Below are 11,422 nucleotides of genomic sequence, written 5' to 3'. Positions count from 1 at the left end.
AACGGTCCTGGGTACCCTGGAGGCATGCCCAAGCGAGTCCTGTTGGCGAAGCCGCGTGGTTACTGCGCGGGCGTTGATCGTGCCGTCGAGACGGTCGAGCTCGCCCTCGAGAAGTACGGCGCTCCCGTCTACGTGCGCAAGGAGATCGTCCACAACAAGTACGTCGTGGAGACCCTGTCCGACCGAGGCGCGATCTTCGTCAACGAGACGGACGAGGTCCCCGAGGGCGCGCTGGTGGTGTTCTCGGCGCACGGCGTGTCGCCCGCGGTGCACGCGGAGGCCGAGCAGCGGTCGCTGCGCACCATCGACGCGACCTGCCCGCTGGTCACCAAGGTCCACAAGGAGGCCGTGCGGTTCGCCAAGGAGGACTACGACATCCTCCTGATCGGCCACGAGGGCCACGAGGAGGTCGAGGGCACCGCCGGTGAGGCACCCGACCACGTGCAGCTCGTCGACACCGCGGAGGACGCGGCCACCGTCGAGGTGCGCGACCCGAACAAGGTGATCTGGCTGTCGCAGACGACGCTCTCGGTCGACGAGACCATGGTGCGCGTCCGGCAGCTCAAGGACCGCTTCCCCGAGCTGCAGGACCCGCCCTCGGACGACATCTGCTACGCCACGTCGAACCGCCAGACCGCGGTGAAGACGATGGCGCCGTCGTGCGACCTGGTGCTGGTCGTGGGCTCCAAGAACTCCTCCAACTCGGTCCGCCTGGTCGAGGTGGCGCTGCAGCACGGCGCCAAGGCCTCGTACCTCATCGACTACGCCAAGGAGGTCGACCTGGCGTGGCTCGAGGGCGTCGAGACCGTCGGCGTCACCTCGGGCGCGTCGGTGCCGGACCTGCTCGTGATGGAGCTGCTGAAGTTCCTGGAGACGCACGGTTTCGGCGAGGTCGAGGAGATCACCACGGCGAACGAGCGGATCACGTTCTCGTTGCCGCGCGAGCTCCGCAAGGACCTCGTCCGCTAGTCCTCCGAAGTGCACGCGGGGACCTTTCGTACTCTCACTGAGTACGAAAGGTCCCCGCGTGCGTTCAGCCGAGGTTGTGCGGGGTGTGGTTGAGCGGGCCGGGCCCGGACAAATGAGTCAGGGTGTTTCAGCAGCTCAGCGGTCGTCGCGTGGGGGGCGGGGACGGCGCTGGCCGGCCGGGCGCTCGCCACGGGCGGCACCTTCCGGGCGTGGGCGGCGGGCCGGAGCACCCTCCGGACGCGGACGGCGTGCAGGGGCCCCCTCGGGACGTGGGCGGCGCGGACGCTCCTCCGGCTCGTCGACGACCTCTTCGCGCGCGGGCTTGCGAGCGGGCTTGTTGCGCGACTTGATCTCGGCCTTCGCCTCGCGGACCTCGTCCGCGCTCGGCCGGTTCGGGTCCTTCTGCAGGAAGATCCGCACGATGCCCAGCGCCACGGTGACGGCGGTGGTGATCGCCATGACCGGGAAGCTGTCGATCAGCGGCTTGCCCAGGCCCAGCGCCATGGCGGCGAGGCCGCCCTTCTCCACCCCGCCGGTCATCAGGACCAGCAGCGGCACGGTGGCGGCCAGGACGAGCGGCGGCTGCACCATCGGCGCGAACAGGCTGCGGCGCTGCACCAGCAGGATCGCGGCGAGCGCGCCGAGGAAGAACGCCACGTTGAACGTCCAGCCGACCGTCTTGGTGCCGCTGATGTCGATGAACGCACTGATGGCCGCCGGGATGAACGCGCAGAGGATCGCGGCCCACCACGGGATGCCCTTGAACGACCCGCCGATGGCCCGGTAGTTCCACGGCACGGCGTCGTAGTCCTCGACCTCGTCGAGGTCGTCCTGACGGTCACGCAGCTCACTCACGAGGCACACGGTAGCCGTTCGGCCATTCGGTGTTCGTCAGTCCGTGGTTATCTCACGAGAAAGCAACCCGACTGCACGCTCTGTGCGTTTTATGCGGACTGTTCGTCCGCCCTTCGGACGATCGGGAGGGGCGTTGGGGTGGCGGAGGCGTCGGTGAGCGGCTCCACGCTCGCGCGGAACCCCTCCAGCGCGTCGAGCTGCACGGCGCCGCGCGCTGAGGAAGCGCTGCAGGTGGGTGGAGGAGAGGTTGACGGCGTCGATCGCGGCGTCGGCGGCCCGGTGGGCCCGCCCGGCCTGCACGCGGACCTGTTCGACGTCGTCGGCCAGTGCCCGTTCGGTCACCGCGAACATCGCGGAGGACGCGATCACCGCGAACCCGGTCGGGCCGCACAGGAACACCCGGCGGTCGAGCAGCCAGCGCAGCAGCTCCGGGTCGGTGTCCAGCGCGGCGACGACGGCGCCGTCGTTGGGGACGAACATGATCGTGCCGTAGATCGCGTCGGCCCAGCGCTGGTAGCCCTTGCCGGCCAGCTCCGCGGCGCGCGAGCGGATGTTGCGGACGTGCACCCGCAGCGCGTCCTGGCGTTCCTGCGGGTCGTCGGTCTCGACCGCTTCCGCCCAGGTCGCCATCGACATCTTCGAGTCGACCGGGACCGCGCGGCCGCCGCCGACGTTGAGCACCATGTCCGGCCGCACCGAGCCGCCGCCGGCCACGTCCGTCTGCAACGTGTAGTGCAGGTTCTCCCTCAGGCCGAGCGCGCGCGCCGTCTCGACGAGCACCTGTTCGCCGAGCTCGCCGCGGCCGGAGACGCTGGAGAACGCCACCTCGTACCGTTGCAAAGCCGCTTGCTGGGCGTCCACGCGCGCGCGTTCGGCCTGGATGGCGAGCATGGCCTCGTCGGTCCGGCGGACGCCGTCCTGGTACAGGCGCCAGACGAACACCAGCGCCCCGGCGCACACGAGGGCCAGGACGAGGGAGGCGGTGATGATCACTGCGGTCACGGCACCGATGATGCTCCACCACCGATGTGAACTCGATCGGGTGACACGCCGGGAACCCTGGCGGAGTTTTGTCGGACCCCGTCTCTACGGTTGGGCCCATGCGGATCCTGCACACCTCCGACTGGCACGTGGGGCGGACGTTCCACGGCCGGGACCTGCTCGTGGAGCAGGAGTCGGTGCTGGGCGGCCTCGCCGACCTGGTCGCCTCCGAGCGGGTCGACGTGGTCGTGATCTCCGGCGACCTGTACGACCGGGCGGTGCCGTCGGCGGACGCGGTGTCGCTGTGCGCGCGGGTGCTGATGCGGATCAGGGCGGCCGGCGCGCGGATCGTGATCACGCCGGGCAACCACGACTCGGCGGCGCGGATCGGCGTGTTCGGCGAGTTCGCGGCGGCCGGCGGGCTGCACCTGCGCACCTCGATCGCCGAGCTGGCCACGCCCGTCGAGCTGGCCGACGAGCACGGACCCGTTGTGCTGTACGGCATCCCGTTCCTGGAACCGGAGCCGGCCCGGCACGTCCTGGGAGTCGTGGAGAAGGGTCACGCCGGGGTGCTGACCGAGGCGATGCGGCGGGTGCGGGCCGACCTGGCCGGTCGCGCGGCGCGGTCGGTGGTGCTGGCGCACGCGTTCGTCACCGGCGGGGCGCCATCGGAGTCGGAGCGCACCATCGCGGTCGGCGGCGTGCAGGACGTGTCCTCCCGGGTGTTCGAGGGCGTGGACTACGTGGCGCTGGGGCACCTGCACGGGCCGCAGACGCTGGCGGACAACCTGCGGTACTCGGGCAGCCCGCTCGCGTACTCGTTCTCCGAGGCGCGGCACCGCAAGTCCGTGTGGCTGGTGGAGCTCGACGAGGGCGGCTTGGTCGGCGTGGAGCGGCGCGACCTGCCGGTGCCGCGGGCGCTCGCGACGGTGACGGGCACGCTGGAGGACGTGCTGTCCGACCCGGCGCACACGCCGCTGGAGGACCACTTCCTGTCGGTGGTGCTGACCGACCGGGTGCGGCCGATGGACGCGTTGCGGCAGCTGCAGAAGCGGTTCGAGCACGCGGTGCACGTGGAGTGGCGGCCGGAGCAGGGCCAGCAGCACACCATGACCTACGCCGAGCGGGTGCGCGGCCGCACCGACGAGGAGGTGGCCTGCTGCTTCGTCTCCGACGCGCGCGGGTCCGAGCCGTCGGAAGCGGAGAAGGCGTTGCTGCGCGAGGCTTTCGCGTCGGTCGCGAGGGAGCGGGAGCGATGAGGCTGCACCGCCTGGAGCTGACGGCGTTCGGGCCCTACCCGCGACCCGAGGCGGTCGACTTCGACCAGCTCGGCGCGGACGGGCTGTTCCTGCTGCACGGGGACACGGGCGCGGGCAAGACGACACTGCTCGACGCGGTGGCGTTCGCGTTGTTCGGCCGGGTGCCTGGCGCGCGGGGCGACGTGAAGAAGCTGCGCTGCGAGTACGCCGACCCGCAGACGCCGACCGAGGTGTCGCTGGAGCTCACCGTGCAGGCGCGTCGGTTCCGGATCGTGCGCTCGCCGGAGTTCGACCGGCCGAAGAAGCGCGGCGGCGGCTTCACCACGCAGCCCGCGAAGTGTTCCCTGACCTGGCTGGAGGGCTGGGACGGCGAGGGCATCACCCGCATCGACGACGTGGCACGCGCGGTCGAGGACCTGCTGGGCATGTCGTACGAGCAGTTCTTCCAGGTCGTGCTGCTGCCGCAGGGCGAGTTCGCGAAGTTCCTGCGGTCGGACACGGCCGAGCGGGAGGTCCTGCTGGAGAAGCTCTTCGGCACCGAGCGGTTCCTCGACGTGGAGAAGTGGTTCCGCGACAGGCGGCTGACGGCCGGCCGCGCGCTGGACGAGCGCCGGCGCGGTGCGAACGAACTGGTGCACCGGGTCGCCGAGGCCGCAGGCGAGGAGCCGTCCGACGAGCCGGACTGGCTGGAGGCGTTGCTCGACCGGCTGTCCCGCGCGGTGAAGGAGCTGGAGGAGCGGTCGGTGGAGACCGCGGGGCTCGCCGACTCGGCCGACGCGCTGCTCGCGCAGGCGCGCGTGCAGGCCGACCAGATCCGCCGCGTCCGCGAGGCCCGCGACCTGTTGCAGCGGGTGGAGGACGCGGACTCCGCCGCCTGGTTCGCCGAACGCGACGCCGCCCGCCGCGCCGTCCCGGTCGTGCCCGCGCACGGTGAGATCGCGAAGCTGCGGCAGTCCCACGAGTTCGCGCTGCGCGACGAGGCGCGGGCCGCCGAGGCGCTGGAGCGGCTGGGGTACGCGGGCACGGAGCTGCGGGCCGACGCCGAGCGGTTCCGCGAGGAGGCCGGTGGGCTCGGGGAGCTGGCCGCGGAGGCCGAACGGCAGAAGGCCGACGAGCGGCGGCTCTCGGAGCTCAAGCACGCGTCCTACCAGGTCGAGCGGCGGCTGCTCGCGGTGAACGCCGAGCTGGAGGTGCTGCCGGAGGAGCTGGCGCGGTGCCGTGCCCAGCTCGACGCCGCGGCCGAGGCGTCCGCGCGGCTGGAGGGCCTGAAGGCCAAGGCGGACGCGGCCGAGGCGCTGCCCGGTGCGCTGAAGGCGTTGGAGGCGCGCAAGAACGAGCTGCACCAGGCGATCGACGTGCACCAGAAGGCCAAGGACGTGCTGCAGCAGGTCCGCCAGCAGCGCCTGGAGAACATGGCGATCGAGCTGGCGTCGGCGTTGCAGCGGGGCAAGCCGTGCGCGGTGTGCGGGTCGCCCAGCCACCCCGCCCCCGCGCAACCGATGCTGGGCGGTGTCGGTGCCGCCGACGAGGAGGACGCGGCGCGCGACGAGCAGGCCGCGCTGGAGCAGCGCAACGCGGCCGAGAAGGCCCAGCACGCAGCCGAGCTGCGCATCCAGTCGTGCTGGGAGGTGCTGGGCTCCGACGAGCCCGGCGTCGTGGTAGCTGAGCACCGCGCCGCGGCGGAGCTCGCCCGGACCCGGTCGCAGCGGCAGACGGAGTTCGTGGCGCTGGAGGCCAAGACCCGCGACCTGGGCGCGGAGAAGTCGCGCGTCGAGCAGGACCTGGTCGGCCTGCGCACCGAGCACACCGCCCTGACCACGACCGTCGAGGTCCGCGCCGCCCGCCTGGACGCCGCGCGCGGTGAGCACGACGACGTGCTGACCCGCCGCGACCACCTCCTGCGCCTGGCCAAGGCCCTGGTGGAGCTGGCCGACCGCCGTTCCGCCCGCGACGCCGCGCTGGCCCGCGTGACCGAGCAGGAGGCGCTGGTCGCCGCTCTCGCCGCGGAAGCCGGCTTCGCCGACGTGCCCACCGCCCTGGCCGCCGCCCGCCCGCCGGTGAAGCTGCAGGCCCTGGACGACCGCATCGCCGCCTGGGAACGCGCTCGCGCCAGCGCCACCGCCACCCTGGAGGAGCTCGCCGGCGTCGACCCGGCCACCGCCGTGGACCTCGACGAGGTGGTCGCCCAGGCCACCGCGGCCCGCACGACCGCCTCGGAGGCCGCCACCCGCCTGGCCCGCGCCCGCGGCGCGTTCGACCGCGTCGGCGAACTGGCCGCCCGCCTGCGCGCCGAACGCAAGGCACTGGAACCGCTGGAAGCCGCCTACGCCGAGCTGGACGCGCTCACCGACGTGATCAACGGCCGCGGCCAGAACTCGAAGAGGATGACGCTGCGCTCCTACGTCCTGGCCGCCCGCCTGGAGGAGGTCGCCGTCGCCGCCTCCGCCCGCCTGCACCGCATGAGCCAGGGCCGCTACAGCTTCGTGCACTCCGACTCGGCCGGCGCCCGCGGCACCCGCGGCGGCCTCACCCTCGACGTCCTCGACGACTACTCCGGCCGCGAACGCCCGGCCAAGACCCTGTCCGGCGGCGAGTCGTTCCTCGCCTCCCTCTCCCTGGCCCTGGGCCTCGCCGACGTGGTGGCCAACGAGACCGGGGGCGCCCTCCTCGACACCCTGTTCGTCGACGAGGGCTTCGGCACCCTCGACTCCGACACCCTCGACATCGTCATGAACACCCTCGACGAGCTCCGCGCCGGTGGCCGCGTCGTCGGCTTGGTCTCCCACGTCGAGGAGCTCCGCCAACGCATCCCCACCCGCCTGCGCGTCCGCAAGGCCCGCACCGGTTCCACGCTGGAGGTGTCGCTGGCCTGACCGTCCCGCACCACCTCCAGCGCGGAGCCGGTGTCACGCGGTTGGTCGCGCCGCGACCAGCTCGCTCGGTGTTCGTCGCGCCGCCGTCGGCTCGCACGCGGTTCGCCTGCGCGCCCGCAGGCTCGCGCTCCGCTCGCGTCCACCCGCTTTGCTCAGGTGCCACTCGCGACCGCTCCGCCCGCACAGCGGCCCTGCGCCTCGCCCGCTCGTGTTTCGCCCGTACGCGCCGCGCTTCGTCGCTGGCTCCGCTTCGCCCGGACGCGTCTCGCTCCGCCGCCTTGCCCGAACTGCCGTTCCGCGCCCGGTCCCTATCGCCCAGGGCTCAGCTCTCGTGCGCGAGCAGCCAGCGCTTCACGTCCAACCCCCAGCGGAACCCACCCAGGTCCCCACCGATCCGGATCACGCGGTGGCACGGCACGAACAAGGCTGCGGAGTTCCGCGCGCACGCCGACGCCGCCGCCCGCACCGCCGCCGGACGCCCGGACAGGGACGCGTACTCGCTGTAGGTGACCGGCTCGCCGGCGCGGACGGTGCGCAGGACGTCCCACGCGTGCTGCAGGAACGGTCCGGACTTCTGCCGCACCTCGACGGTGTCGATCACCTCCAGGTCACCCTCGTGATAGGCCTCGACGGCCTTCGTCACGGTGCCGAGGTCGGGGCGCGGGACGATCTCCGACGGCATCAGCGAGGCGTGGATCTGCGGCGTCAGCAGGGCGAGGTCCGCGGTCCAGCCGCTGGCCAGCACCGCTCCGTCCGCCGCGACGACCGCGGTGAACGGGCCGGTCGGGGTGTCCACGGTGGACGTGTGGGCGACGCTCATGGGGTTGCTGCCTTCCTCGTCAGGTGTGCGCTCGCGTAGGAGCGCCACGGCCGCCAGTCCGGGCCGTGGGGAGCCAGGTCGCGCAGTCGCGCGGGGAGCACCAGGACGTCCGGTGCGCCCAGGACCCGCATGGCCACCTCGTCGGCGTTCTGGGCGCCGACCAGGGGTGCGAGCTCTTCGGTCAGGTCTTCGAGGGAGCGGCCCACGTCCACGACGAGTCTGCCGCTCGCCAGCGCCTCGGCCACCGGGTGGTCACCCGCCGAGTACAGGTGCGTCAGCGCGCCGTCCGGGACCCGCAGCGGGACGCCCGCGAACGGGGCCACGAGGCGCAGCAGGGTCTCGGCGCCGTCGACGCTGCCCGCGACGCGGATGCCGGGGACCGCGCGGACCAGCGGGCCGATCAGCGGGTCGGCGCCGAGGAACGAGTCCACGGCCACCGGGTCGGCGTCGAGGTCCAGCAGGCGCCGCACCCGCGCGACGGCGGCACCCAGGTCGCGGACGTCGGCCAGGCGCAGCGAGCACAGGACGTGGTCGGCCGGGAACGTCAGCCGCACGGTCGCCTCGCCGTGCGGCAGGAGCAGCGTGCGCGCGTAGGAGTCGTCGGTGACCTCCTCGACGCCGGGCAGGGCGTGCGCGCGGAAGTGCGCGAGCAGGCCGACGGCGTCGAACGGGGGCCGGTAGGGCAGGCGCAGCACGATCCGGCCCGGCGTGCCGACCGGCGCCTTGCCGCGGCCGCGCATGTCGGAGGGGGTGGAGGCGAACACCATGCGGATGGTGTCGTTGAACTGCCGCACCGAGGCGAACCCGGCCGCGAACGCGATGTCGGCGAATGCCATCTCGGTCGTCTCGATCAGCAAACGGGCGGCGTGCGCGCGGTGGGCACGGGCCAGCGCCAGCGGACCCGCGCCCAGCTCGGCGGTCAGCACCCGCGTGAGGTGGCGTTCCGAGTAGCCGAGCTTCGTCGCCAGGCCGGACACGCCGTCGCGTTCGACCACGCCGTCGCTGATCAGCCGCATCGCGCGGGCGGCCAGGTCGGCGCGCAGGTTCCACTCCGGCGAACCGGGCGTGGCGTCGGGCAGGCAGCGGCGGCAGGCGCGGAAGCCGGCGGACTGCGCGGCGGCCGCGGTGAGGAAGAACCGGCTGTTGCGGCGCTTCGGGGTCACCGCGGGGCACGACGGCCGGCAGTAGATGCCGGTCGTGCGCACCGCGTGGATGAAGCACCCGTCGAACCGGGCGTCACGTGCGGCGCACACCCGGTACGCGTGTTCTTCGTCGATGACCATGTCAGCGATCCTGCCAGCGGGAACGCGCTATGGCTCGCGGGAATCGGACACCACCGTGGCCTGCCGTAGACTCGTCACCCGTGAGTTTGACCCTCGGTATCGTCGGCCTGCCCAACGTCGGCAAGTCCACCCTCTTCAACGCACTGACGCGCAACGACGTGCTCGCCGCGAACTACCCGTTCGCGACCATCGAGCCGAACGTCGGCGTCGTGCCGCTGCCGGACGCGCGCCTCACCAAGCTCGCCGAGATCTTCGGCTCGGAGCGCGAGGTGCCGGCCGTGGTGTCGTTCGTCGACATCGCAGGCATCGTCAAGGGCGCGTCGGAGGGCGAGGGCCTCGGCAACAAGTTCCTCGCCAACATCCGCGAGGCCAACGCGATCTGCCAGGTCATCCGCGTGTTCGACGACCCCGACGTGGTGCACGTCGACGGCCGCGTCGACCCCGCCTCCGACATGGAGACGATCAACACCGAGCTGATCCTCGCCGACCTCCAGACCCTGGAGAAGGCCGTCCCGCGCCTGGAGAAGGAGGCGCGGATGCAGAAGGACCGCCGCCCCGCCCTCGAGGCCGCGCAGAAGGCCAAGGAGATCCTCGACTCCGGCCGCACGCTGTTCTCCGCGAAGTCCGAGGTGGACCACGCGCTGATCCGCGAGCTGTCCCTGCTCACGACCAAGCCGTTCCTCTACGTCTTCAACGCCGACGAGGGCGTGCTGGGCGACGAGGCCCGCCAGAAGGAGCTGCGCGAGCTGGTCGCCCCGGCCGACGCGGTGTTCCTCGACGCCAAGGTCGAGTCCGAGCTGCTGGAGCTCGACCAGGAGTCGGCCCTCGAACTGCTGGAGTCCATCGGCCAGCACGAGCCGGGCCTGCACTCGCTCGCCCGCGCCGGCTTCCACACCCTCGGCCTGCAGACCTACCTGACCGCGGGCCCGAAGGAAGCGCGGGCGTGGACCATCCCGCAGGGCGCGACGGCCCCGCAGGCCGCGGGCGTCATCCACACCGACTTCGAGAAGGGCTTCATCAAGGCCGAGGTCGTGTCGTTCGACGACCTGGTGGCCGCGGGCTCGAAGGCCGACGCGAAGGCGGCGGGCAAGGTCCGCATGGAGGGCAAGGACTACGTGATGGCGGACGGCGACGTCGTGGAGTTCCGCTTCAACGTCTGACCCCGGACGACGGTGCCGGATCGTGGAGGTCCGGCACCTGACGCATTGACGCAATGTTTGCGTCATTCTATTGTTGGTCGATGCTGTACCCCACGCCCGCCCTCAGGTCCGAAGATCAGCGTGTTCTGCACGAGATCGAGGAACTGCGGCGCTCGTTGCGCCTCCAGGTCCGGTCCGCTCCGACGAAGTGGACCGACGGGCTGCGCAAGTTCCTGACCGCTGACGCGGTGGCCGCCTCCAACTCGATCGAAGGCTTCAAGGTGTCCACCGTGGACGTCGAGGACCTGATCGACGGTGAACGGGACGTCGACGTCTCCGAAGAAGATCGCGAGGAGACGCTCGCCTACCAGCGGATGATGACGTACATCCAGACGCTGCACGACGTCGAGGACTTCCGGTACGGCAAGGAGCTCCTCAACGCGCTCCACTGGATGCTGCAGGGGCACCGCAACACCCCGCGCAAGCCGGCTGGCCAGTGGCGTCGCGGCGCGGTGTACGTGACGGATGCCCGAGACCCCAGCATCGCGGTGTACACGGCGCCCGAAGCGGCCGACGTGCCGGATTTGATGGGCGAGCTGGTGGAGTGGCTGAACGCGGACGACGGCAGTCATCCGCTCGTGCGTGCCGCGATGGCGCATCTCCACCTCGTCTCCATCCACCCGTGGGCGGACGGGAACGGCCGCATGTCCCGGTCGCTCCAGACGCTCATGATCGCCAGGGAGGGAGAGCTGGCGCCGGAGTTCTCCTCGATCGAGGCGTGGCTCGGGCGGCCGGGCAACACCTGGGAGTACTACCGCGAACTGCAGAGCCGCGGGGCGATCTACCGTCCTGACCAGGACGTCTCCGGCTGGGTTCGGTTCAACCTCACCGCTTACCACCAGCAGGCGCAGACCGTGCGCAGTCGCCTGGACCGTTCTGGTCGCGTGTGGGTGCTGCTCGACGAGTTCGCCGCGTCCCGGGGGCTGGAGCAGAGGGTGGTGTCGGCTCTGCACGACGTCGCGATGTCGGGCCGGGTGCGCCGTACCCGCTACGAGCGAGCCGAGGACCTGGGCCTGCAACGAGCCCAGCGTGATCTCAGGGACCTGGTCGCCGCCGGGGTCCTCACACCTGTCGGTCGCACCCGTGCGCGCTTCTACACGGCCGGTTCGGCTTTTCCGGAACCGGCCCTCGAAGCGGCTCGGACACCGCTGACGCTGATCGACCCGTACGCGTCCTGACGGTG

The 11,422-nt window shown here is 72.0% G+C and carries 8 protein-coding genes and 1 pseudogene; 5 read left to right on the top strand and 4 right to left on the bottom strand.

Going from position 1 to position 11,422, the window contains the following annotated elements; genetic code table 11:
* Nucleotides 1–24 precede the first annotated feature (24 nt).
* Nucleotides 25–969, top strand: coding sequence for a 4-hydroxy-3-methylbut-2-enyl diphosphate reductase (locus tag ACVDFE_RS01615; RefSeq protein ID WP_458429332.1), 945 nt, complete (start codon nucleotides 25–27; stop codon nucleotides 967–969).
* A gap of 135 nt (nucleotides 970–1,104) precedes the next feature.
* On the opposite strand, the gene ACVDFE_RS01610 is transcribed toward ACVDFE_RS01615, so the two are convergent.
* Together ACVDFE_RS01610 and ACVDFE_RS01605 are read right to left on the bottom strand one after the other, a co-directional pair.
* Nucleotides 1,105–1,824 (bottom strand): DUF6542 domain-containing protein, encoded by a 720-nt coding sequence (locus ACVDFE_RS01610; protein WP_360386065.1) that lies wholly within the window; start codon nucleotides 1,822–1,824, stop codon nucleotides 1,105–1,107.
* A gap of 89 nt (nucleotides 1,825–1,913) precedes the next feature.
* Nucleotides 1,914–2,826, bottom strand: a pseudogene (locus tag ACVDFE_RS01605) (DNA recombination protein RmuC).
* Nucleotides 2,827–2,924: 98 nt separating this feature from the next.
* Here ACVDFE_RS01605 and ACVDFE_RS01600 point away from each other — a divergent pair.
* Together ACVDFE_RS01600 and ACVDFE_RS01595 are read left to right on the top strand one after the other, a co-directional pair.
* Nucleotides 2,925–4,064 carry an exonuclease SbcCD subunit D gene (locus tag ACVDFE_RS01600; protein WP_458429331.1) on the top strand — a complete coding sequence of 380 codons (1,140 nt, stop codon included), beginning with the start codon at nucleotides 2,925–2,927 and terminating at the stop codon, nucleotides 4,062–4,064.
* Complete coding sequence (locus ACVDFE_RS01595; protein WP_458429330.1) at nucleotides 4,061–6,937, top strand: AAA family ATPase; 2,877 nt, start codon at nucleotides 4,061–4,063, stop codon at nucleotides 6,935–6,937. The genes ACVDFE_RS01600 and ACVDFE_RS01595 overlap by 4 nt, the downstream gene beginning before the upstream one ends.
* Before the next feature lie 322 nt (nucleotides 6,938–7,259).
* Here the strand turns inward: ACVDFE_RS01595 and ACVDFE_RS01590 are convergent, their stop codons facing one another.
* Together ACVDFE_RS01590 and ACVDFE_RS01585 are read right to left on the bottom strand one after the other, a co-directional pair.
* On the bottom strand, nucleotides 7,260–7,757 hold the full coding sequence (locus ACVDFE_RS01590) for a methylated-DNA--[protein]-cysteine S-methyltransferase (RefSeq protein ID WP_458429329.1): 498 nt from the start codon (nucleotides 7,755–7,757) through the stop codon (nucleotides 7,260–7,262).
* Nucleotides 7,754–9,040 (bottom strand): AlkA N-terminal domain-containing protein, encoded by a 1,287-nt coding sequence (locus ACVDFE_RS01585; protein WP_360386073.1) that lies wholly within the window; start codon nucleotides 9,038–9,040, stop codon nucleotides 7,754–7,756. The genes ACVDFE_RS01590 and ACVDFE_RS01585 overlap by 4 nt, the downstream gene beginning before the upstream one ends.
* Nucleotides 9,041–9,120: 80 nt before the next feature.
* Between ACVDFE_RS01585 and ychF the strand changes: the two genes are divergently transcribed.
* Together ychF and ACVDFE_RS01575 are read left to right on the top strand one after the other, a co-directional pair.
* The gene (ychF, locus tag ACVDFE_RS01580) at nucleotides 9,121–10,200 is read left to right on the top strand and encodes a redox-regulated ATPase YchF (RefSeq protein ID WP_360386074.1); all 1,080 of its coding nucleotides are present in this window, start codon (nucleotides 9,121–9,123) and stop codon (nucleotides 10,198–10,200) included.
* Nucleotides 10,201–10,280: 80 nt separating this feature from the next.
* Nucleotides 10,281–11,417 (top strand): Fic family protein, encoded by a 1,137-nt coding sequence (locus tag ACVDFE_RS01575; RefSeq protein WP_458429328.1) that lies wholly within the window; start codon nucleotides 10,281–10,283, stop codon nucleotides 11,415–11,417.
* The last annotated feature ends 5 nt before the right edge of the window (nucleotides 11,418–11,422 follow it).

Source organism: Lentzea chajnantorensis (assembly GCF_054300775.1).
This window is presented reverse-complemented; position numbering and strand designations above follow the sequence as displayed.